Annotated in this window: 22 protein-coding genes; 5 read left to right on the plus strand and 17 right to left on the minus strand. The window is 71.4% G+C overall.

The window, feature by feature from the left end; genetic code table 11:
• Nucleotides 1-27: 27 nt before the first annotated feature.
• The 4 genes from meaB to LP52_RS19985 form a co-directional block, all read right to left on the minus strand.
• Nucleotides 28-972, minus strand: coding sequence for a methylmalonyl Co-A mutase-associated GTPase MeaB (gene meaB / locus LP52_RS19970; RefSeq protein WP_040275824.1), 945 nt, complete (start codon nucleotides 970-972; stop codon nucleotides 28-30).
• Nucleotides 973-1,383: 411 nt separating this feature from the next.
• Nucleotides 1,384-1,875 carry a DinB family protein gene (locus LP52_RS19975; RefSeq protein ID WP_040275825.1) on the minus strand — a complete coding sequence of 164 codons (492 nt, stop codon included), beginning with the start codon at nucleotides 1,873-1,875 and terminating at the stop codon, nucleotides 1,384-1,386.
• Nucleotides 1,876-2,196: 321 nt separating this feature from the next.
• Entirely contained in the window at nucleotides 2,197-2,901 is a 705-nt protein-coding gene (locus LP52_RS19980) for a carbon-nitrogen hydrolase family protein (RefSeq protein ID WP_040275826.1), read from the minus strand.
• Nucleotides 2,902-3,105: 204 nt separating this feature from the next.
• A complete protein-coding gene (locus LP52_RS19985) occupies nucleotides 3,106-4,299 on the minus strand; it encodes an acetyl-CoA C-acetyltransferase (protein WP_040275828.1) in 1,194 nt (397 codons plus the stop codon).
• Nucleotides 4,300-4,383: 84 nt separating this feature from the next.
• Here LP52_RS19985 and mce point away from each other — a divergent pair, with 84 nt between their 5' ends.
• The gene (gene mce / locus LP52_RS19990; RefSeq protein WP_052810067.1) at nucleotides 4,384-4,848 is read left to right on the plus strand and encodes a methylmalonyl-CoA epimerase; all 465 of its coding nucleotides are present in this window, start codon (nucleotides 4,384-4,386) and stop codon (nucleotides 4,846-4,848) included.
• A 577-nt stretch (nucleotides 4,849-5,425) separates the two neighbouring features.
• Nucleotides 5,426-6,769 (plus strand): DivIVA domain-containing protein, encoded by a 1,344-nt coding sequence (locus tag LP52_RS19995; protein WP_040275830.1) that lies wholly within the window; start codon nucleotides 5,426-5,428, stop codon nucleotides 6,767-6,769.
• A 139-nt stretch (nucleotides 6,770-6,908) separates the two neighbouring features.
• Here the strand turns inward: LP52_RS19995 and LP52_RS20000 are convergent, their stop codons facing one another.
• The 4 genes from LP52_RS20000 to LP52_RS20015 all read right to left on the minus strand — a co-directional run bounded on the left by LP52_RS20000 (nucleotide 6,909) and on the right by LP52_RS20015 (nucleotide 9,833).
• Nucleotides 6,909-7,646 carry an alpha/beta hydrolase gene (locus LP52_RS20000; protein WP_040275831.1) on the minus strand — a complete coding sequence of 246 codons (738 nt, stop codon included), beginning with the start codon at nucleotides 7,644-7,646 and terminating at the stop codon, nucleotides 6,909-6,911.
• A 78-nt stretch (nucleotides 7,647-7,724) separates the two neighbouring features.
• On the minus strand, nucleotides 7,725-8,039 hold the full coding sequence (locus LP52_RS20005) for an ATP/GTP-binding protein (RefSeq protein ID WP_193790019.1): 315 nt from the start codon (nucleotides 8,037-8,039) through the stop codon (nucleotides 7,725-7,727).
• An 85-nt stretch (nucleotides 8,040-8,124) separates the two neighbouring features.
• A complete protein-coding gene (locus tag LP52_RS20010) occupies nucleotides 8,125-9,315 on the minus strand; it encodes a 3-hydroxyacyl-CoA dehydrogenase (RefSeq protein ID WP_040275835.1) in 1,191 nt (396 codons plus the stop codon).
• A gap of 131 nt (nucleotides 9,316-9,446) precedes the next feature.
• Nucleotides 9,447-9,833 (minus strand): SCO5389 family protein, encoded by a 387-nt coding sequence (locus tag LP52_RS20015; RefSeq protein WP_040275836.1) that lies wholly within the window; start codon nucleotides 9,831-9,833, stop codon nucleotides 9,447-9,449.
• A 323-nt stretch (nucleotides 9,834-10,156) separates the two neighbouring features.
• On the opposite strand from LP52_RS20015, the gene nucS reads away from it, so the two are divergent.
• The 3 genes from nucS (at nucleotide 10,157) to LP52_RS20035 (ending at nucleotide 13,628) form a co-directional block, all read left to right on the plus strand.
• The gene (gene nucS / locus LP52_RS20020) at nucleotides 10,157-10,834 is read left to right on the plus strand and encodes an endonuclease NucS (protein WP_040275837.1); all 678 of its coding nucleotides are present in this window, start codon (nucleotides 10,157-10,159) and stop codon (nucleotides 10,832-10,834) included.
• 320 nt (nucleotides 10,835-11,154) lie between these two features.
• Nucleotides 11,155-12,678, plus strand: a complete 1,524-nt coding sequence (locus LP52_RS20025) for a M20/M25/M40 family metallo-hydrolase (protein ID WP_040275838.1) — start codon at nucleotides 11,155-11,157, stop codon at nucleotides 12,676-12,678.
• 332 nt (nucleotides 12,679-13,010) lie between these two features.
• Nucleotides 13,011-13,628, plus strand: a complete 618-nt coding sequence (locus LP52_RS20035) for a cob(I)yrinic acid a,c-diamide adenosyltransferase (RefSeq protein WP_040275841.1) — start codon at nucleotides 13,011-13,013, stop codon at nucleotides 13,626-13,628.
• 87 nt (nucleotides 13,629-13,715) lie between these two features.
• On the opposite strand, the gene LP52_RS20040 is transcribed toward LP52_RS20035, so the two are convergent.
• From LP52_RS20040 to atpE, 9 genes are all read right to left on the minus strand, one after another.
• Nucleotides 13,716-14,015: an MTH1187 family thiamine-binding protein gene (locus LP52_RS20040; RefSeq protein WP_084723353.1), complete on the minus strand. Its 300-nt coding sequence runs from the start codon at nucleotides 14,013-14,015 to the stop codon at nucleotides 13,716-13,718.
• A gap of 158 nt (nucleotides 14,016-14,173) precedes the next feature.
• The gene (locus LP52_RS20045) at nucleotides 14,174-14,659 is read right to left on the minus strand and encodes a DUF2550 domain-containing protein (protein WP_040275845.1); all 486 of its coding nucleotides are present in this window, start codon (nucleotides 14,657-14,659) and stop codon (nucleotides 14,174-14,176) included.
• 37 nt (nucleotides 14,660-14,696) lie between these two features.
• Entirely contained in the window at nucleotides 14,697-15,113 is a 417-nt protein-coding gene (locus LP52_RS20050) for a F0F1 ATP synthase subunit epsilon (RefSeq protein WP_040275848.1), read from the minus strand.
• A gap of 78 nt (nucleotides 15,114-15,191) precedes the next feature.
• Complete coding sequence (gene atpD, locus LP52_RS20055) at nucleotides 15,192-16,634, minus strand: F0F1 ATP synthase subunit beta (RefSeq protein ID WP_040275849.1); 1,443 nt, start codon at nucleotides 16,632-16,634, stop codon at nucleotides 15,192-15,194.
• Between the two features lie 3 nt (nucleotides 16,635-16,637).
• On the minus strand, nucleotides 16,638-17,555 hold the full coding sequence (locus LP52_RS20060) for a F0F1 ATP synthase subunit gamma (RefSeq protein ID WP_040275851.1): 918 nt from the start codon (nucleotides 17,553-17,555) through the stop codon (nucleotides 16,638-16,640).
• A gap of 4 nt (nucleotides 17,556-17,559) precedes the next feature.
• Nucleotides 17,560-19,203 (minus strand): F0F1 ATP synthase subunit alpha, encoded by a 1,644-nt coding sequence (gene atpA / locus LP52_RS20065; RefSeq protein ID WP_040275853.1) that lies wholly within the window; start codon nucleotides 19,201-19,203, stop codon nucleotides 17,560-17,562.
• A 77-nt stretch (nucleotides 19,204-19,280) separates the two neighbouring features.
• Entirely contained in the window at nucleotides 19,281-20,090 is an 810-nt protein-coding gene (locus LP52_RS20070) for a F0F1 ATP synthase subunit delta (RefSeq protein ID WP_040275854.1), read from the minus strand.
• A complete protein-coding gene (atpF, locus tag LP52_RS20075) occupies nucleotides 20,090-20,629 on the minus strand; it encodes a F0F1 ATP synthase subunit B (RefSeq protein ID WP_040275855.1) in 540 nt (179 codons plus the stop codon). The genes LP52_RS20070 and atpF overlap by 1 nt, the downstream gene beginning before the upstream one ends.
• Nucleotides 20,630-20,660: 31 nt before the next feature.
• Nucleotides 20,661-20,873 carry an ATP synthase F0 subunit C gene (atpE, locus tag LP52_RS20080; RefSeq protein ID WP_040275856.1) on the minus strand — a complete coding sequence of 71 codons (213 nt, stop codon included), beginning with the start codon at nucleotides 20,871-20,873 and terminating at the stop codon, nucleotides 20,661-20,663.
• Nucleotides 20,874-20,934: the final 61 nt, after the last annotated feature.

The following is a 20,934-nucleotide window of genomic DNA, read 5'->3' on the forward strand; positions in this document are numbered from 1 at the left end:
GGGACCGCTTGCAGCGGGTCCGGGGATTCAGCTCTCCAGGGCCGCGAGCACGGTGTCGGCCGCCGCGTAGGGGTCCGCCCCGGCGGCCACCTCGTCGGCGAGCTTGTCCAACGCCGCGTGGCCGCGGACGTCGGCCAGCCGGCGGGTCAGCTCCTCCATGGCGATGCCCTCGATCTCGCGCCGGGCGCGCTCGCGACGGCGCGCATGCAGTCCGCCCGACGCCCGCAGGTGCTCGACGTGCTCGTCGAGACGTGCGATGAGGTCGTCGACGCCCTCGCCCTCGGCCGCGGTCATGCTCACCACCGGAGGCTTCCACTCGCCGGGGTCCCTGTCGACCTGGGCGACCATCTGGCGCAGGTCGCGCACGGCGGCCCGCGCGCCCTCGCGGTCGGCCTTGTTCACCGCGAAGACGTCGGCGACCTCCAGCACACCGGCCTTGCCCGCCTGCACGCCGTCGCCCATGCCGGGCGCCGACAGCACGACGGTGGTGTCGGCGTGCGCTGCGATGTCGACCTCGGCCTGGCCCACCCCGACGGTCTCGACCAGCACGGTCCCGAACCCGGCGGCGGCGAGGATCCGCAGGGCGTGCGGCGCCGCCCACGACAGTCCGCCCAGGTGGCCCCGGGTGGCCATCGACCTGATGTAGACGCCGGGGTCGGTGGCGTGCTCCTGCATCCGGACCCGGTCGCCGAGGAGGGCACCGCCGGTGAAGGGCGAGGAGGGGTCGACCGCCAGCACGGCGACGCTGTCCCCGCGCTCGCGCAGCGCCTTGACCAGTGCGCTGGTCGAGGTCGACTTGCCCACGCCGGGCGCGCCGGTCAGCCCGACGATGCGCGCGCGGCCGGTGTGCTCGGCCAGCCCCGAGACGATCTCCCGCAGCTCGGGCGCCGCGTCCTCCACCAGCGAGATCGCCCGAGCGACCGCCCTCCGGTCCCCGTTCAGCACCCGCTTCACCAGGCCGCCGACATCCATCGGGCTCCCTCCGCGCGCTCGCCGCAGCTACTTGGACATCCGAGTATCGCAACCCGGGGCTCGAAGGCGCACGCGCCCCTGCCAATGGGGGGGAAGGCGCTGCCCACGACCTGCCCGCGGGGAGGAGGGGTGGGCGTGGTCGGTGCTGTCCGCGCGAGGCGGGGCACACGACGGCGGACGATCGGGGACGGCGTTCATCGGTTGCGGTAGACGGATGGTCGTGCCCCGAGGGAGGCGGCGATGACGCCGGAGGGCGGGCGCCCACCCCACGCCTACCGGACCGACCGACGCAGACCTCGCCGCGCCCGCCACCGCTCCCCCGCACCACGCCGCCGGAACCGGTGAAGGCTACGAGTCACCGGCGCACCTCCACGGCTCCCCAGCGGGTGCCCGGGACGGCGGACCGCGGACTCATTCCTGGTCGCCCGTCCTGCCGTCGGTCTGCTCGCGGAGGATGTCGGCGTGGCCGGTGTGGCGGGCGGTCTCCTCCATCATGTGCAGGAGGATCCAGCGCAGCGACAGCCGGCCCGCGTTCTCGTGCTCGAAGGCGTGGTCGAGGTCGAACCGGGCGGCGGCCTCGCGGGAGCGGGCGCATTCCTGCTCGTAGCCCGCCGTCAGAGACGCGAGCGTCGCTCCGTCGGGGACGGCCCAGGTGTCGTCGGCGGTGTCGAGAGGCAGCCCCAACTCCGCGGCGCTGCGGCCGGAGACGATGCGCTGGAACCAGTTGCGCTCCACCAGCATCAGGTGGTGCAGCACTCCGGCCAGGGTGGTCTCGGAACCGACCAGGCGCCGGCGCGCCTGGTCCTCGGTCAGGCCGCGCGCCTTGCCGGCCACGGCCCAGCGCAGGTAGTCGAGGAAGGCCTCCACGGTCTGGCGCTCGCCGCCGGTGGCCGTGGCCGGCACTGCGGCCTGGGCCTCGTGTACGCCGCGCCGAATCTCGGGAACCGCGGCCGCACCGCCGCCGGCGCCCTCGTGAGCGGCGGAGGCGCCCGAAGAGCCGGCGGGAGCTCGGGAGGCGTTGTCACCGCAGAATCGCGCACGAACGGAATCTATGCCCGGCGGCTCCTCGCCGGGAACCCCCGCTGATCGATGGCCGGCGGCTCAGCCCCGCCGACCCTGCATAGCGGCCCCGGCCGCAAGCGGCCGGCCGGGTGACCGGCGCGGTGCGCGCCCCTGCCCCGCCCGAAACCCGCGCCCCCACGACGCGGGGTGCCCCCATGGGGATCAGTCCAGCACCATGCGGACGACGGCACCCGGCTCCGGTCCGGCCTGGGCGGCGAGGGCGCCGCCGGGGCGCCATACGCCCGAGCGCCCGAGGGTGCGGGTGTAGCCGCCGCCGGTCGGTCCGGCGAAACTGCTGACCACGACCCACATGCCGTGCTCCGCGGCGGCGCGCGTGGCTCGCTGCTGCTGGACATCCGCGTCGTGGGCGTGTTCCAGGGTGGTGGCGACGTAGACGTCGGCGCCCAGGCCCGCGGTGTCGGCGGCGTGCGCGGCGACGCCGAGGTCCTTGCAGATCGCCAGGCCCAGGCGGCGGCCGTCGACGACGAAGACGGCGGGTCCGGCGCCGGGCGTGAACCGCTCGGGCTCGGCCCCGCCCAGCCACGTCTTCTCGTAGGTGCGGGCGGCGCCGCCGCCGTCGACGGCAAGCATCCCGATGTGCTCGGCGCCGTTCCCGCCCCGCACGGGGGCGCCCACCAGCGCGGTCGCGCCCGCCTCGGCACATGCCCGCACGAGGGGCTCCAACCGCGGGTCCTCGGGCGCGACCGGGGGCGCGTTCAGCTCGTAGCCGGTCAGCGACAGCTCGGGAAACACCACGACGCGTGCGCCGGCCGTGCGCACGGCCTCGGCGTGCGCGGACGCGTTGGCTCCCACGTCGTGGGACCGGCATACGGGCTGGGCGACCGCTATCGCCAACGGTTCGCGCACGGATACCGCCTCACTCTGCTCGGTCCACGAGCCGGTCCCTCCAGGGCGGGCGCGGGGAGATCCCTACTCTGGGCGCGCGTGCCGTATGCCTCAGGCGCCGGGCGCCCAGCGCCTACCGCCGCCCCCGGCTCGGGCGGCGGGTCGCCCTCCCGTCCCCAGGGCGGGCGCCGGGCTCCGCTACTCCCGGCGCCCGCACCGCGCGCCTCAGGCGCCGGGGACCTTCAGCAGCAGGGCGTCGCCCTGGCCTCCGCCTCCGCAGAGGGCGGCCGCGCCCAGGCCGCCGCCCCGGCGGCGGAGTTCGTAGACCGTGTGCAGGGCCAGGCGGGCGCCGGACATGCCGATGGGGTGGCCCAGAGCGATGGCGCCGCCGTCGGGGTTGACGTTCTCCGCGTCCTCGGGCAGCCCGAGGTCGCGCATCGACTGCACGGCGACGCTGGCGAAGGCCTCGTTGATCTCGATCAGGTCGAGGTCGGTCACCTCGGCGCCGGCCTTGCCCAGCGCGTGGCGGATGGCGTTGGAGGGCTGGGACTGCAGAGCGTTGTCAGGGCCGGCGACGTTGCCGTGCGCGCCGACCTCGGCGAGGATCTCGCAGCCCGACTCCTCGGCCTTGGCGCGGCTCATCACCACCAGGGCGCAGGCGCCGTCGGAGATCTGCGAAGAGGTGCCGGGGGTGATGGTGCCGTTCTCGTCGAAGGCCGGCCGCAGGCGCGACAGGCTCTCGGCGGTGGTGTCGGGACGCACGCCCTCGTCCTCGGCGACCAGGCGGTCCTCGCCCTTGCGCTGGGGGATCCGCACCGGCGCGATCTCGTCCTCGAAGCGCCCGTCCTTGATCGCGGCGGCGGCCCGCTGGTGCGAGCGGGCGGCGAAGGCGTCCTGCTCCTCGCGGCCGATGCCCAGCCGGGTGTTGTGCCGCTCGGTCGAGGCGCCCATGGAGTCGCCGTCGAAGGCGTCGGTCAGCCCGTCGTGGGCGGTGGCGTCGAGGACCTCCACCGAGCCGTACTTGTAGCCGTGGCGCGCCTTGGGCAGCAGGTGCGGGGCGTTGGTCATGGACTCCATGCCGCCGGCGACGACCACGTCGAACTCGCCCGCGTTGATGAGCTGGTCTGCCAGCGCGACGGCGTCCAGGCCGGACAGGCAGACCTTGTTGATCGTCAGCGACGGCACGCTCATCGGGATGCCGGCCTGAACCGCGGCCTGGCGCGAAGGGATCTGGCCCTGGCCGGCCTGCAGCACCTGGCCCAGGACGACGTAGTCGACCTGTTCGCCGGCGAGCCCGGCCCGCTGCAGTGCCGCCTCGATCGCGACGGATCCCAGCTGTACCGCTGAGAACGCGGAGAGCGACCCGAGTAGGCGGCCGATCGGGGTCCGCGCCCCACTGACGATGACGGATCCGGGCATTGGCGAGCCTCCGTTGCGTTACTTTCCGACCTCGTCTGCCACGATACATATACGTCGTTCGGCGGATTCTCGGAGGTGGAGCCCTTGCTGACCCGGATCGACCACGTCGGCATCGCCTGTTTCGACCTGGACGCGACCGCGGACCTGTACCGGCGGGTGCACGGTTTCGAGGTCGCCCACGAGGAGGTCAACGAGGAGCAGGGGGTGCGCGAGGCCATGCTGCGCGTCAACGGCACCGACGACGGCCACGCGACCTACCTGCAGCTGTTGGAACCGGTGCGCGAGGACTCCCCCGTGGCCGTGTTCCTGGCGCGGCACGGCGAGGGGGTGCACCACGTCGCCTTCGGCACCGGCGATGTCGCCGCCACCGCCGCTGAGATCGGCGGCACGGGCGTGCGCGTGCTCGACGAGTCCCCTCGCGCCGGCTCGATGGGCTCGTCCATCGCCTTTCTGCACCCCAAGGACTGCGGCGGAGTCCTGACCGAGCTGGTGCAGGCCGCCGGCGGCGCGGACGACCGGCCGGACGGGAGCGCGGCGGGCCCGGAGTAAGCGCCGGGCGGTCGGCGGCCGGGCCGCTGCCCCCACCGGTTGGGCCCTGCCCGCACCGGGGGCGCGTCGGCCCGCCGACCGTTATGCTGGGGGCGGCGCTGCGGGTCCCCTCCCTGTAGCCGCGGCGCTTTCGGTGCGCGGGGCCGCGCGAGACTGCGCACTGCGACGAGCCCCTCACCTCGGCTTTCGTCGCACGGTCCGCACTCACTCGGCCGGCCGACCCCGATCGAAATGCCGCGAACCCTCCTCTGCGGGGCGTTGAGCTTGATAAAGTCTGCTAGCTACCGGAACTTCCGGTACGACCCGTCACCTGCCCGTCACGGCCTGCCGAGTCGGGCAAGCTGCGCACAGCGTCCACTTCCGCCGGCAAGGCTCATTCGCTCCCTTTTCGTACCAATGGAGCGAACTCGCACACGTGCGCGCAGCTCCCGGAGTACTCTCGCCGGGAACACTCGCGAAACCGCTGGATCGTGGCGAGAGGAGCGGCCGCACGCGCCGGCGCCGGGCCGCACACCCCCGACTCGACACGAACACCCCCGTAAGTAGCCGTCTCGTCACTCGTTCAGGATTCCGCCACATGTCGTCGTCCGATATTGAAGCCCAGCTGACCAATTTCTTCGAGGAAGGCAACCAGGCCACCGAGTTCGACGTGGTTCTGCGCGGTTACGACCGGTCGCAGGTGATGAGCTTCGTCGACCAACTGAAAACCGAGCTCCAGCAGGCGCGGGAAGAAGCCGAGCAGAGTCGGAACGACCTCGCCGAGGCCAAGAACCAGCTGCAGGAACAGGAGCGCCCCACCTACTCCGGGCTGGGCGCCCGCATCGAGCAGCTGCTGCGTCTGGCCGAGGAGCAGGCCACCGAGCTGGTGCAGGGCGCCCGCGCCGAGGCCAACGACATCAAGTCCGAGGCCAAGATCGAGGCCGCCGAGATGCGTTCGGCCGCCGAGAACGAGGCCAACGACCTGCGCACGACGGCCCAGCGCGAGGCCGACGAGATGCGCTCGTCCGCCGAGAACGAGGCGGAGGAGATCCGCACGACCGCCCAGCGCGAGTCGGAGGAGCTCACCTCCACCACCGAGCGCGAGGTGCAGAAGAAGCGGTCGGCCGTCGACCACGAGATCGCCGAGAAGCGGGCGACGTTCGAGGGCGAGATCGCCAAGCTGCGCACCACGACCGAGCGCGAGTGCGCCCAGGCGCGCGCCTCGGCCAAACGCGAGCGCGACGAGACCCTGCAGACCGCCAAGCGCCAGGCCGACGAGATGCGGGCCCAGGCCCAGCGCACGCTGGAGGAGAGCGAGGCCAAGCGCGCGCAGGAGGAGGCCGAGTTCGAGATCCAGCTGGCCGGCCGCCGCGAGGAGGCCGAGCGTCAGGACGCCGAGCGCCTGGCCGCCGCGCAGGCCGCGACGCAGAAGCTGGTCTCCGAGGCCGAGGAGCGGGCCGCCAGCGCCGAGCAGCGGGCCACCAAGGCCAGCAACCAGGCCGAGCAGACCCGCCGCGACGCCGAGCAGCACGCCAAGCAGCTCGTCAACAACGCGAAGAAGAACGCCGAGCAGGTCAGCGCCGAGGCCAAGTCCAAGGCCGATCACCTGGTCAGCGACGCCAAGGCCGAGGCCGACCGCATCATGAGCGTCGCCCAGCAAGAGGTCGAGGAGATGAGCCGCCAGCGCGACAGCATCCAGTCGCACCTGGACCAGCTGCGCCAGCTCCTCGGCGGCGGTGGCGGAGACCCCTCTGCCGCCGCTGCGCCCGCAGCGCCTGCGCCCGCGCAGGTGGCCTCCTCCGAGCCGGCCGCGGCGATCGAGTCGCAGAACGGCGATCAGCAGGCCCAGGGGCAGCAGCGCTCGAACGAGAAGGCGGACAAGCAGCCGGTGGCCGCCTCCGGCAACAAGTCCGACGACGACGAGGACTGGTGGCAGGAGTAGTCACCCGCCCGCCGGACCGCTCCCCCGCGGTCCGGCCGGCCTGACGCCGTCGAAGGCCCCGGCCTCCCGGAGCGATCCGGGAGGCCGGGGCCTTTCCTGTGTCTGAGGCTGTCCAGGGCGCCGGCTCCGTCAGCGGCCGTCAGCCCGAGGAGGTCTCACGCTCGTAGGGGCCGTCCCACTCCACGGGCAGCGGCGCCGCATCGGGCGCGACCCGCTCGACGACCGTGTTCAGCACGGTGCGCACATAGGGCTCGCCCACCCACAGGTGCTTGGCGCCGTCCACCCCGATCACCTCGGCCTGACCCACCCGTGCGAAAAGCGTGCGGGCCTCGTCCGGCCGCAGGTAGTCGTCGAACTCCGGCACCAGGGCCACCAGCGGCTTGCCGGCGTCGTTCCACACGTCCAGATCCGCATCGGTGGCCCGGTGCAGCGGCGGCGACAGCAGGATCGCGCCCTCGACCTCGGGATCGCAGCCCCACTTCAGCGCCAGCTCGGTCCCGAACGACCAGCCCAGCAGCCAGGGCCGGGGCAGCCCCTCGAATTCGGCGTACTCGATCGCGGCGGCCACGTCGTAGCGCTCGGTCTCGCCCTCGCCGAACTCGCCCTGGCTCGTGCCGTGCCGGGAGGCGGTGCCGCGCGTGTTGAAGCGCAGCACCGCCACGTCGGCCAGCGCCGGCAACCGGTAGGAGGCCTTGCGCAGCACGTGGCTGTCCATCATGCCCTCGGCCGTGGGCAGCGGGTGCAGGCATACGAGCGTGGCCGCGGGCTCGCGCCCCTCGGGCAGGGCCAACTCGCCGACCAGCTCCAGGCCGTCGGCGGTGTGCAGGGTGATGGGGCGGCGCTCGGCTGGCAGCACCGTTGTGGCGCGGATCTGCATCGGTCCTCGGTTCACGGATGGGGCGGCCTCCGGTGCGGCGGGGCGGCCTGCGGACTGCCGCACCGGCGGGCCGCGGGGTCAGCGCCGCGGGTAGCGGACGCCGCGGTCGGTCCTTCGCTCCCAGCACGAGCTGTGCCAGTGGCGGCGGTCGTCGCCGTCACCGAAAGGCCGCCAGGCCACCACGTGCGGCATGGCCGGCGGGATCTCCTGGTAACAGCCGGGACAGCGGTAGGCCTTGGTCGCGGCGGACCCGGTGATCCGGCGGACGGCCCACTCGCCGTCGGGTCCGTTCTCGCGGCGCTCGGCTCCGGTGACGCGCCGGAACACGGCGTCCTCGTCGCCGGGCGGGCGTCCCCCTTTGCGGCGTCGGGGCGTGTTGCGGCGCGGACTCACCCCTCCAGGGTAGAGGCCGCCGCGAGCCGCGACCGACCCCGGTCCCGGCCTCGTGGGAGGACGCGCACCCGGCGAAGGGGCGGTGTCAGCGCAGGCTGTCCCGCCCGGTGACCTCCATGGCCAGCAGCACGGGCGCCGCGTCGGCAGTGGTGAGGCGGGCCGGGATCGGCGCCTCGAGCACCGCGCCGAACCACGGGATGCCGCGCTCCTCGAACAGCTCCACCGGGCCCTTGGGGTAGCCGCAGCCGAACCGCATGGCTGTGTCGACGTCGGTGGCCGAGGCGTAGCCGTCGCCGACCATCCGCAGCGCGTCGTTGACGTGCGGGACGAGCAGCATCGCCGCCAGGTCGAAACCGAAGCTCTCCGAGCGCACGGCCTGGGCGAGCGGCCCGGTGGGCGGCTCCTCGGCGGGGTCGGGGGCCCCGCTGTGGTCGTAGAAGCCGCGCCCGGTCTTGCGGCCCAGGCGCCCTGCGGCGACCATGCGCCGCAGCAGGGGCGCGGCCGCGTACCGCGGGGTGCGGAACTCCTCCCACAGCACGTCCATGACCGCCAGGCACACGTCCACGCCGACGAGGTCGGCGAGCGTGAGCGGGCCCATCGGCAGGTCGGCGTCCTTGGTGACGGCGGTGTCGATCTCCTCGCGGGAGGCGATCTTTCGCTCGTAGGCCGAGATCGCGTCGTTGATGAACGGCACCAGCAGGGCGTTGGCGGCGAAACCCGCCCGGTCGGTGACGGTGACCGGAGTCTTGCCGATGCGCTTGGCCACCTCGGTCGCGATGTCCACAGTGGCCTGGGAGGAGCTGATGGTGCTGACGACCTCGGTCAGCTTCATCACCGGAGCGGGGTTGAAGAAGTGCAGGCCCACGACCTTGTCGGGGCGCCCGGTCAGTGCGGCGATCTCGGTGACCGACAGCGAGGAGGTGTTGGTCGCCAGGATCGTGCCCGGCGGGCAGATGCGGTCGAGATCGGTGAAGACGTCGCGCTTGAAGCCCATGCGTTCGGGGACGGCCTCGACGACGAAGTCTGCGTCGCGCAGGTCCTCGCGGTCGGTGGTGAAGGCGATGCGGTCGAGGATGCCGCTGCGCTCCTCGGAACCGAGCTTGCCCTTGTCCACCGCTTTGGACAGCGACCGCCGCACGTGATCGCGGCCGCGCTCCATGGCGCCGCCGTCGACCTCCACTCCCCACACTTGGAATCCGGCGCGGGCGAACACCTCGGCGATGCCGGCACCCATGGTGCCCAGCCCGACCACTCCGACCTTGTCAAATTCCTCCATGCGACCACCTTACGCCGTCGCACGCAGGCGATCGCGCAAGTACGCCGCTGCTGCCGGGAAGCGCCGCGGCGCCGGCTCGGGAGGGGGACCGGCGCCGCGGTCGCCGCGGGCCGCGGTACGCGGCCCACGGGTCAGCAGTCGACGAGCTCGGGCGACTGGTTGAGCAGCTGGGCGCGCGGCGAGGTGAACTCCTCGTGGGCGGCGTCGGCGCCGGGCTTGAACAGCGCGACGCGGTGGCAGTTCTGGAAGGCCATCCGCATCCCGAAGTGGCGCTCCACGGCGGCGCGCATGGCGTCGCTGGCCAGCAGACGCAGCAGCTGCCCGCGCTCGGCCTCGCCGGGCGGGGGCACCTCGTTGGCCTCGTAGTCGGCGTCGCCGGCAGCGGCCCGCTCGGCCAGGCCGCTGACCACGCTCCAGGCGTAGGGCAGCGATTCACGGATGCAGGCGATGAAGTCGGTGTTGTCGACGGGGCCCTGCTCGGCCTTGCTCAGCAGTTCCGGCGAAACCGTCAGCGACATGGACGTCCCTCTCTCGTTGGCGACCGGGGCGATGCCCGAGTGCCGCGGGATCGGCTGGCCCCGTGCGGCGCCCGGCCTCTCGCACACCGGTCTGCGACGTTAGTCATCCGTGCGCGGAGCGTCACGGGGTCGAGGGGCCACACCTGGCTATCCCCGACGCCATACGAAAATAGTTTTCATTACCGTCCAGCGCCACCGGTTCGGGGAAATCGGTGGCGCGGATGTCCTCCGGCTCCCGCCGGCGCCCGCGCCGAAGCGGCCCGGCGGCCCGTCGGTCCCGTCCCGCCCGCACCGCCCGCCGCGCGTGGTTAGGATCGTGCAGCGTGAGACTCGTGATCGCCCGCTGCAGCGTCGACTACGTCGGACGCCTGACCGCCCACCTGCCCATGGCCCCGCGGCTGCTGCTGTTCAAGGCCGACGGCTCGGTCTCGGTGCACGCCGACGACCGCGCGTTCAAACCGCTGAACTGGATGAACCCGCCGTGCTCGGTCAAGGAATCCGCCGACGACGACGGCACCGAGATCTGGACGGTCACCCACGGCAAGTCCGGCGAGAAGCTGGTGCTGCGCATCGAGGAGGTCCAGCACGACAGCACCCACACACTGGGCGCCGACCCCGGACTGCAGAAGGACGGCGTCGAGGCCCACCTGCAGGAGCTGCTGGCCGAGCACATCACCACACTCGGCGACGGCTACACGCTGATCCGCCGCGAGTACCCCACCGCGATCGGCCCCGTCGACATCCTCTGCCGCGACGGTGCGGGCGCCACCGTGGCCGTCGAGCTCAAGCGGCGCGGCGACATCGACGGCGTCGAGCAGCTCACCCGCTACCTGGAGCTGCTCAACCGCGACCCCTCCCTCAGCCCGGTCAAGGGCGTCTTCGCGGCCCAGGAGATCAAGCCGCAGGCCCGCGTGCTGGCCACCGACCGCGGCATCGGATGCGTGACGCTGGACTACGACGCGCTGCGCGGCATCGAGCCCGACACCCCGCGCCTGTTCTAGCGCTGCGACCGGCGACGGCCGGGGCGCGGCCGACCCGGCGCAGAGGTGCCGAGCGGACTCGGCGGCGAAGGGACGTCGGGCGGCGCGGAGCGTTTCCGAGGGGTGGGCGACATACGGAGGGCGGGCGGCGGCGCTTCGGGGAACCGTCCATAACACCACACATCTACGACACAGCGGAAGATCTCTGGCTGGATGCGGCAATGCCGGGCGTATCGCCTTGCTCTCGGGTACACGGCGGTGACAGAGTGCCCGATACTTCGCACGAATCGCGCCCGTCTCATCACCCCGAGTAGACGGGCGTCCGCAGCAGGAGGACGCCAGTGCCCACAAGCCAACGATCCCCCAGAACCCGGCGGCACCTTCCGCCGAGCGTCAAGCGCCTCGCCTGCGCAGGCGCCTCGGCCACCCTGGTGCTGGGCCTGGGGCTCGCCCCCGGTACCGCGAACGCCGACGTAAGCGTACTGCCGACCCTGGTCACCACCGACGGCATCCGCGAGCACGTCGAGAACCTGAGCACGATCGCCGAGTACAACGGCGGCAACCGCGCCACCAACACCCCCGGCTACGACGTCGCCGCCGACTACGTCGTGGACCAGCTCAAGCGCGCCGGGTACCGCCCCAAGCGCGACGAGTACGACTACGAGATGTGGGAGGAGCACTCCGACGCAGTGCTCACCCAGCTCTCCCCCGAGCGCCGCGAGTTCGCCCCCGAAGAGGACTTCGTCACCATGTCCTACTCCGGCGCGGGCGACGTGACCGGCGCGGGAGCGCCCGTCGACTACGACAGCCAGGACAGCGGCTGCACGGCCGACGACTTCGCCGGCTTCCCCGAGGGCGCCGTCGCGATCGTCAAGCGCGGCAGCTGCACCTTCGAGGCCAAGACGTCCAACGCCGCCGAAGCCGGCGCCGCCGGGATCGTCATCGTCAACAACGAGGAGGGCGCGCTCCTCGGCACGGTAGGAGAGGAGTCCGCCATCCCCACGGTGGGCTCCACCACCGAGACCGGCGACGCGCTCGTGGCCGCAGGAGAGGACCTGGAGCTGCGGCTGAAGGTCGACGCCTCGGTCACCGAGAAGACCTCCTACAACATCGTCGCCGAGACCAAGGGCGGCGCGCGCGACAACGTCGTCATGGTGGGCGCCCACCTCGACAGCGTGCCCGAGGGCCCGGGCATGAACGACAACGCCAGCGGCACCGCCACCATCCTGGAGACCGCCCAGCAGCTGGCCAAGCTGGAGGGGCCGAACAACCGGGTGCGCTTCGCCTTCTGGGGCACCGAGGAGCAGGGGCTGATCGGCTCCACGAAGTACGTCGAAGGCCTGAAGGAGAAGGAGAAGGAGCGCATCGCTCTCTACCTCAACTTCGACATGCTCGGCTCGCCCAACTACGGGCGGTTCATCTACGACGGCCGCGGTGAGCTGGAGGGCTCGCTGCCGCCCCCGTCGGGGTCGGGCGCCATCCAGAAGACGTTCGAGGACTACTTCGCGCAGGAGGACCTGGCGGCCGAGCCGACCGAGTTCAGCGGCCGCTCCGACTACAGCGCGTTCATGGAGGCCGGCATCGCCTCCGGCGGCCTGTTCAGCGGCGGCGACGGCACCAAGACCGAAGAGCAGGTCGAGGACTACGGCGGCACCGCCGGCGTCGACTTCGACCCGAATTACCACACGGCCGAGGACGACATCGACAACATCAACTGGCGGTCGATCGACGAGCTGTCCGGCGGCGTGGCCCACGCCGTGGAGACCTACTCCGAGAGCACCCTCCCGGTGAACGGTGTGGCCCCCCGGACCTTCCAGGCCCAGGAGTTCCTCCCCGACCGGGTCGGAGACCTCTGGCTGCGGTAACCGTCCTGCCGCACGCATTGAGGCGCCCGTGGGCGAGGAGCCGACTCCTCGCCCACGGGCGTTCCTGTGGCCGCTCGGCCTTCCCGGCCGCCGCCTTTCGGCGCCCGCACCGGCCCTCGGATGGCCCCCGCCGCACCCGATCGGGACCGGCGCACCCGGCCACTGTGCAATCGCGGTCGACTACACGGCGTTTCCGCGCCGATTCGGAGAGTACCAACCCCGCGGCGCGCCCGACACCCGCCGAAACCGGACGGTTACCCGTTCCCGAGGAGGTGCCGACGGCCTCGCGCGCGTCCGGGGTCCGCGTGCCGACCGCGGCCTAGAGTGGCCCCATGACCAAACCGGACTCGGACACCCCAGTCGTGCTGTCGAAGATCTACACGCGCGTCGGCGACGACGGAACCACCTCCCTCGGCGACATGAGCCGCACCGCCAAGACCGATACGCGCCTGGTCGCCTACGCCGACGTCGAAGAGGCCAACGCCGCCATCGGGACCGCGCTCGCGCTGGGCGGCGACGCCGTCCCCGACGACGTGCGCACCATGCTCACCCGGATCCAGAACGAGCTGTTCGACCTGGGCGCGGACCTGTCCTGCCCCGTGGCGCCGGCCGATGAGGAAGCACAGGCCCAGTACCCGCCGCTGCGCGTCGAAAAGGCCTACATCGACCGCCTTGAGGAGGAGTGCGACCGCTACAACGCCGACCTTTCCACGCTGCGCAGCTTCCTGCTGCCGGGCGGCTCGCCGGCGGTCGCGCTGATGCACCAGGCGCGTGTGATCGCACGCCGCGCCGAACGCAACGCGTGGGCCGCGCTGGAGGAGCACGGCGAGGGTGTGAACCCGCTGACGGCCCGCTACCTCAACCGGCTCTCCGACCTGCTGTTCATCCTGTGCCGGGTGCTGGGCAAGGACGGCTCGGAGGTGCTGTGGAAGCCGGGCGGCCAGCGCTGAGGAGTTCCGCAGGGCCGCCGCGCCCGGCTGCGGGCGCCGGGCCCCTCCGCACTGCCCGCGGCGGCGCGGAGGCGGCCCGGCCTCGTGTCAGCCGTTGCCGAGTTCGTGCTCCACGGCCTCGACCTTGCTGTCGAGACCCTCGGACACGCCTTCGCGGATGTCGGCTTTGAGGGTGAGGCTGACCCGCGGAGCGCCTTCCCCCGCGGCGGCGACGGCACGCTTGACGACGTCCATCACCTCGTCCCACTCCCCCTCGACGCTGGTGAACATCGCGTCGGTGCGGTTGGGCAGCCCGCTCTCGCGCACCACGCGCACCGCGCGGGCCACCGCGGGGGCGACGGAGTCGTCGCCCGATCCCATCGGACTCACAGAGAATGCAACGATCATACGTTCAGACTAGGGCGTGCACCCGCGGGCCGGTCCAGTGCCGTGCCGGGAGGGCGGCGAATCCCCTGACACTCGCACGGGCGCCTGGGCGGCGGCGGTGGGGACCGCGGCGGCGGCCCGGCCCCGAGGCCCCCGAGCGACGGGCCGGGAAATCGGCTTCAGGACCGCCAGTGCGTGCCCGGCGGCATCGACTCCAGCCACGACAGGAAGCCGGTCAGCGCACCGTCGCTCATGGCCAGTTCGTAGACCGGCTCGGTGGGATCGGAGCCGTCGGAGGCGAGCCACCCCACTTCGATCACCACCAGGTCCAGGGTGAGCTCACGCAGGTCGCCGGGTGTGGGTCGGCGCCGGCCCAGAACGACAAGGCCGCGGCGCGACAGCTCGGCTGCCGGCCGCGGCCATAGTGAGAAGACTCGGTACCAACGCAGGTGCTCGCTCCCGTACCGGGCGAGTCCCATGCGCCAGGGGACCTGCTGGGAGGCGCACCCGGACCGCAGATAGCACTCGACGGCGCCCCCGCTGCGCTCCAGGAAGTAGCGGCGACCGGTGACGGCGAGCAGGGCGGCAACGGTCACGATGAGGAGCGCGATGAACAGCCATTCCGCCGCTCGGAACCACGGCTGGCCGAGTATCAACTCCTCCACCGGCGCACTCTCCCTGCTCAGCGCCTAACGGCGCCGTTCATGCGCTTGCTTCGGCTGCTTCGGCGGCCTGAAGGCGGCTGCGCGCCCGCGCGGCCCGGGCCTGGGCGCTCTCGTCCTCGACCAGGCTGCCCTGGGACTCGGCGTCGCGCAGCGCCGCCTTCGCGCGCTCGACGTCGACGTCCTCGGCCAGCTCGGCGATTTCCGCCAGGATGGACACCCGGTCGCCCAGGGTCACCACCATGAAGCCGCCGTGGACCGCCGCCCGCACCTCGCCGGTCTCGCGGGCGCCCTGTACCCGGACCACGGCCCCCGGCGCCAGCAGCGCCAGCACAGGCGTGTGCCCAGGCTGCACACCGATCTCACCGTCGACGGTCTTGGCGATGACCATATCGCCTTCGCCGGCCCACAGCTCCTGCTCCGGCGAGACGATCTCGACGAAAAGCTTCTTCGACACTGCCACAAACTCCTCTGCTAGTGGGCGGTTTCACGGGGCGCGGCCGGCCGCGGGTGCCGACCGCGCCCCGCTGAACGTCTAGCCCTGCAGCGTCTTGGCCTTCTCGACGGCCATCTCGATGTTGCCGACGTCGAGGAACGCCTGCTCGGGCAGGTGGTCGTACTCACCGTCGCAGACCGCCTTGAACGAGGCGATGGTCTCCTCCAGCGGGACGAACACGCCCGGGTTGCCGGTGAACTTCTCCGCGACGAACATGTTCTGGGACAGGAACCGCTCCAGGCGGCGCGCCCGCTCGACGATGATCTTGTCCTCCTCGGACAGCTCGTCGATACCCAGAATCGCGATCTGGTCCTGCAGGTCGTTGTTGCGCTGCAGGATACCGATGACCCGCTGAGCGACGTCGTAGTGCTCCTGGCCCACGTACTGCGGGTCGAGGATGCGCGAGGTCGACGCCAGCGGGTCCACCGCCGGGTAGATGCCCTTCTGCGAGATCGGCCGCGAAAGCTCGGTGGTGGCGTCCAGGTGGGCGAACGTGGTCGCCGGAGCCGGGTCGGTGTAGTCGTCCGCGGGGACGTAGATCGCCTGCATGGAGGTGATCGAGTTGCCCCGGGTCGAGGTGATCCGCTCCTGGAGCTGGCCCATCTCGTCGGCCAGGTTGGGCTGGTAGCCCACCGCCGAGGGCATGCGGCCCAGCAGGGTGGAGACCTCCTGGCCCGCCTGCGTGAAGCGGAAGATGTTGTCGATGAACAGCAGCACGTCCTGGTTCTGCACATCGCGGAAGTACTCCGCCATGGTCAGACCGGACAGCGCCACGCGCAGACGGGTGCCGGGCGGCTCGTCCATCTGGCCGAAGACGAGCGCGGTGTCCGGCAGGACGCCCATCTCGCCCATCTCCAGGAAGAGGTCCGTGCCCTCACGGGTGCGCTCACCGACACCGGCGAACACCGACACACCGCCGAAGTTGCGGGCGATACGGGTGATCATCTCCTGGATGAGCACGGTCTTGCCGACACCCGCGCCGCCGAAGAGGCCGATCTTCCCGCCGCGCACGTAGGGCGTCAGCAGGTCGATGACCTTGATGCCGGTCACCATCATCTCGGTCTTCGACTCGAGCTGGTCGAACGGCGGAGGCTGGCGGTGGATCGGCCAGCGCTCCTGGCTCTCGAAGTCGGAGGCGGGCACGTCCAGGGGCTGGCCCAGGGCGTTGAACACGTGCCCCTTGACGCCGTCGCCGACCGGAACGCTGATGGGGCCGCCGGTGTCGCGGACCTCGGCGCCCCGGACCAGGCCGTCCTGGGGCTTCAGGCTGATGGTGCGCACCAGGTTGTCGCCCAGGTGCTGGGCGACCTCCATGGTCACCGTCCTGGTCTGGCCCCCCAGGGTGACCTCGGTTTCGAGGGCGTTGTACAGGGGAGGCAGGGCGCCGACCGGGAACTCCACGTCGACGACCGGGCCGGTGACCCGGGCGATGCGCCCGGTGGCCGTGCCAGGCGCGGCCGTCCCTTCAACAGTCGCAGTCAATTCCTACTCACTTCCCGCGCTGGCACCAGCGAGCGCGTCGGCGCCGCCGACGATCTCGCTGATCTCGTTGGTGATCTCCGCCTGGCGGGCTTGGTTGGCCTGGCGGGTCAGGGTCTGGACAAGCTCCTCGGCGTTGTCTGTGGCCGCCTTCATCGCGTTGCGGCGCGAAGCCTGCTGCGAGGCGGCCGACTCCAGGAGCGAGAAATAGATCCGGTTCGCCACGTACTGGGGCAGCAGTTGGTCCAGCGCCTCCTCGGCGGAGGGCTCGAAGTCGTACAGCGGCTGAGCGCCCTGCTCGGCCTCCAGCACCTTCGGCTCGACCTCCTCCACCTCCAGCGGCAGCACGCGGTGGGAGGCCGCGTGCTGGGTGAGCATCGAGACGAACTTGGTGGTGACGATGTGGATCTCGTCCACACCGCCCTCGGTTTCGGTGTCCTGGGTGAAGCGCTCCATGAGCGCGTCGGCGATCTCCTTGGCGTCCAGGTAGCTCGGACGCTCGGTGATGCCCTCCCAGGTCCGCTCCATGGGACGCTTCCGGAACTCGTTGAAGGCGATGCCCTTGCGGCCCACCACGTACTGCACAACCTCCTTGCCCTGGTTGTGCAGCAGCGTGTTCAGGCGCTCGGACTCCTTGATCGCGTTGGCCGTGAAGGGGCCGGCGAGCCCCTTGTCGCTGGAGATGACCAGCACGGCGGCACGAGTCGGGTTCTCCGCCTCCATCAGCAGCGGGTGGTCAGAGACCCGCTGCGCCAGGGCGGAGACCGCTCGGGTGATCTCCCGCGCGTAGGGCTCGGCCGCCTGCATCACCCGCTGGGCCTTGGTGATGCGTGTGGTGGCGATGAGCTCCATCGCGCGGGTGATCTTCGCCATCGACTTCGTCGAGCGGATCCTCCGGCGGTAGACGCGAAGCTGTGCTCCCATCGGACTACTTCCCGCTGCTCTTGGCGACCTTGATGGTCTCCTGGCCGAGCTCGTTCTCGTCCAGGGCCTCGGCCTCCTCCTCGGAGCCCAGCACCGTGCCGGCCGAGGTCTGGAAGGTCTTCTTGAACTCGGCGACGGCGTCCTTGAGGGTGGCCTCGGTCTCGTCGGCGAACTTCCCGCTCTCGCGGATGTTGTCGAGGACCTTGGGGTGCTCGCGCGAGAGGTAGTCGAGGAAGTCGGATTCGAAGCGGCTGACGTCCTCGACCGGCACGTCGTCGAGCTGGCCGTTGGTGCCCGCCCAGATGGAGACGACTTCCTGCTCCATGGGGAACGGCGCGTACTGGCCCTGCTTGAGCACCTCCATGAGCCGCTCGCCGCGCTCCAACTGCGCCTTGGACACGGCGTCCAGGTCCGAACCGAAGGCGGCGAAGGCCTCCAGCTCGCGGAACTGGGCCAGGCCCAGACGCAGCGAACCGGTGACCGTCTTCATCGCCTTGGTCTGAGCCGAACCGCCGACACGCGAAACCGAGACGCCGACGTTGATGGCCGGACGCTGGCCCTGGTTGAACAGGTCGGTCTCCAGGAACACCTGGCCGTCGGTGATGGAGATGACGTTGGTCGGAATGTAGGCGGAGACGTCGTTGGCCTTGGTCTCGATGATCGGAAGACCGGTCATCGACCCCGCGCCCATCTCGTCGGAGAGCTTGGCGCAGCGCTCCAGCAGACGCGAGTGCAGGTAGAAGACGTCGCCGGGGTAGGCCTCGCGGCCCGGCGGACGGCGCAGCAGCAGCGAAACCGACCGGTAGGCCTCGGCCTGCTTGGTCAGGTCGTCGAAGACGATCAGCACGTGCTTGCCGCCGTACATCCAGTGCTGGCCGATGGCCGAGCCGGTGTAGGGAGCGAGGTACTTGAACCCGGCGGGGTCGGAGGCGGGGGCCGCGACGATGGTGGTGTACTCCATCGCGCCGGCCTCCTCCAGCGCGCCCCGCACGCCGGCGATGGTCGAGCCCTTCTGGCCGACGGCGACGTAGATGCAGCGCACCTGCTTGTCGGGGTCGCCGGAGTCCCAGTTGCTCTTCTGGTTGATGATCGTGTCGACGCCGATCGCGGTCTTGCCCGTCTGCCGGTCGCCGATGATCAGCTGCCGCTGGCCGCGGCCGATCGGGGTCATGGAGTCGATGGCCTTGAGGCCGGTCTGCATCGGCTCCCCGACCGGCTGGCGCTCCATGACCGAGGGGGCCTGGACCTCCAGATCGCGGCGCTCCGTCGTCTCGATCTCGCCCTGGCCGTCGATGGGCTTGCCCAGCGGGTCCACGACGCGGCCCAGGTAGTTGTCGCCCACCGGCACCGAGAGCACCTGGCCAGTGCGGCGCACCGTCTGGCCCTCCTCGATCTGGGAGAACTCGCCGAGGACGATGGCACCGATCTCGCCGATCTCCAGGTTCTGGGCCAGCCCCAGAGTGCCGTCTTCGAATTGAAGCAGCTCATTCGCCATCGCCGAGGGAAGGCCGCCGACGCGCGCGATCCCGTCACCGGTGTAGGTGACGGTGCCGATCTCCTCGCGCGCGGCGGCGTCGGGCTCGTACGACTGGACGAAGCGCTGCAGCGCGTTCCGGATCTCATCCGGCCGGATCGTCAGCTCCGCCATCTCACGTATGTCCTTGCTCTCGTGTGGCGCCGCGTTCCCCGGCGCCGGTGCATTCTGCTTGGGGGTGGATCGTCGCCTCAGCCGGCCAGGCGCCGCCGGACTTCGCTTACCCGCCCGGCGATCGTGCCGTCGATGACTTCATCGCCGATCCGGACGGAGATCCCGCCCACGATCGAGGGGTCGACGTCGATGTTCAGGTGCATGGGCCGCCCGTAGATCCGGGCCAGCGTGGCGCGCAGCCGCTCCTGCCGGTCCTCGCTCAGGGCGACCGCCGTGCGCACCAGCGCCACATAGCGCTGCGCGCGCTCGGCCACGAGCCGCCCGAAGTACTCCAGACCGTCTTCCAGGGTACGGCCTCGCGGGTGCGTCACCGCCTGGGTGACCAGCGCGGTCGTCGCCGGATCGGCCTTGTCCGCCAGCAGTTCCCCGACGACCGCGCTCTTGCGGTCGTCGGGAACCGACTCGTCGGTCAGCGCGGCACGAAGCTCGGGCTGGCCGGCGAGCACGCGGGAGAACCGGAAGAGCTCGTCCTCCAGATCGGTGAGCCGCTGCTCGGTCTCGGCGCGGGCGATCGTCGCGAAGACGGCCGCCCGCTCGACCGCGTCGACCAGGTCGCGCTGGCGCGACCAGCGGGCCTGGACGACGTCGCCGACCACCATGACGGTGGAGGGCGACGCCTGGGACTCCAGCAGCTCGCCGATCAGACCGGACTTGGCCTCGGCCGGGTTGGACGGATCGGCCAGCCACCGCCGCAGCGTGTGCTCGCGCCCGAGCAGCACCACGACCTCGAAGAGCTCGCGGCCCAGCGCCGCGGTGTCGGCCGACTCCAGCACACTGCCGAGTCGCTGGGTGACCTCCTCCAGGGAGGCGCGGCTGATGCCCCGCATCAGCGCACCTCGGCCTGCGAGGCGCTCTCGCTCTGCTCCAGCTCGTCCATGAACCGGTCGATGACGCGGTTCTGGGCGGCGCTGTCGCCGAGCGACTCGCCGACGATCCGCTCGGCGAGATCGGTCGACAGTGTGCCGATCTCATTGCGCAGCTGAGCGAACGTGTGCTGGCGGTCGGCCTCGATCTGGGCGTGAGCCGCGGCGAGGATCCGCTGCGCCTCGCTCTGGGCCTCCTCGCGCGCCTCGGCGATGATCGAAGCGCGCTGCTCCTTGGCCTGCTCCAGCTCTCTGGCGTACTCGCGGTGCGCCTCGTCCAGCTTCTCGCGGTACTGCTGGCGGATCTCCTCCGCCTCCGCTTCAGCCTTGCGGGCACGCTCGATGCCACCCTCGATCTGGTTCGCCCGCTCGTCGAGTGCGGACGTCAGTCGCGGCCACATCCGGTACACGACCAGGGCGAACAGGATGAAGGCGATCGCACCGAAAGTGAATTCGTCCCAGTGGATCTGCAGGATGCTGTCCTGCTCGGCTGCCAGATTCATGGCTGGCATCTCCTCCGCGTTGCTGGCCGACTTACTGCTGGATGAGCGCGAGCACGAAGCCGAGAATGGCCAGGGCCTCGACGACAGCGAAGCCGAAGATCATCTGGGTCTGCAGCACACCGCGCGCCTCGGGCTGACGGGCGATGGCCTGCACGCCCATGCCGAAGATGATGCCGACGCCGATACCGGGGCCGATGGCGGCGAGGCCGTAACCGATGGTCGCGAGGCTACCGGTGATTTCCATTGAATTCCCTTTACTCGAAACACGCCGACGGGTATGGGTTCCGCCGGGCTGGCGTTGCTTT

It is taken from the genome of Streptomonospora alba (assembly GCF_000826685.1).
In the GTDB taxonomy this organism is placed as follows: domain Bacteria; phylum Actinomycetota; class Actinomycetes; order Streptosporangiales; family Streptosporangiaceae; genus Streptomonospora; species Streptomonospora alba.

What these genes read in the sequence shown, in the direction of transcription:
- meaB (WP_040275824.1), bottom strand. Translation starts at nt 972, where the DNA reads ATGGATGTCGGCGGCCTGGTGAAGCGGGTGCTGAACGGGGACCGGAGG.
- LP52_RS19985 (WP_040275828.1), bottom strand. Translation starts at nt 4,299, where the DNA reads ATGCCCGGATCCGTCATCGTCAGTGGGGCGCGGACCCCGATCGGCCGC.
- LP52_RS19995 (WP_040275830.1), top strand. Translation starts at nt 5,426, where the DNA reads ATGTCGTCGTCCGATATTGAAGCCCAGCTGACCAATTTCTTCGAGGAA.
- LP52_RS20000 (WP_040275831.1), bottom strand. Translation starts at nt 7,646, where the DNA reads ATGCAGATCCGCGCCACAACGGTGCTGCCAGCCGAGCGCCGCCCCATC.
- LP52_RS20010 (WP_040275835.1), bottom strand. Translation starts at nt 9,315, where the DNA reads ATGGAGGAATTTGACAAGGTCGGAGTGGTCGGGCTGGGCACCATGGGT.
- LP52_RS20015 (WP_040275836.1), bottom strand. Translation starts at nt 9,833, where the DNA reads ATGTCGCTGACGGTTTCGCCGGAACTGCTGAGCAAGGCCGAGCAGGGC.
- LP52_RS20035 (WP_040275841.1), top strand. Translation starts at nt 13,011, where the DNA reads ATGACCAAACCGGACTCGGACACCCCAGTCGTGCTGTCGAAGATCTAC.
- LP52_RS20040 (WP_084723353.1), bottom strand. Translation starts at nt 14,015, where the DNA reads ATGATCGTTGCATTCTCTGTGAGTCCGATGGGATCGGGCGACGACTCC.
- LP52_RS20060 (WP_040275851.1), bottom strand. Translation starts at nt 17,555, where the DNA reads ATGGGAGCACAGCTTCGCGTCTACCGCCGGAGGATCCGCTCGACGAAG.
- atpA (WP_040275853.1), bottom strand. Translation starts at nt 19,203, where the DNA reads ATGGCGGAGCTGACGATCCGGCCGGATGAGATCCGGAACGCGCTGCAG.
- LP52_RS20070 (WP_040275854.1), bottom strand. Translation starts at nt 20,090, where the DNA reads ATGCGGGGCATCAGCCGCGCCTCCCTGGAGGAGGTCACCCAGCGACTC.
- atpF (WP_040275855.1), bottom strand. Translation starts at nt 20,629, where the DNA reads ATGAATCTGGCAGCCGAGCAGGACAGCATCCTGCAGATCCACTGGGAC.
- atpE (WP_040275856.1), bottom strand. Translation starts at nt 20,873, where the DNA reads ATGGAAATCACCGGTAGCCTCGCGACCATCGGTTACGGCCTCGCCGCC.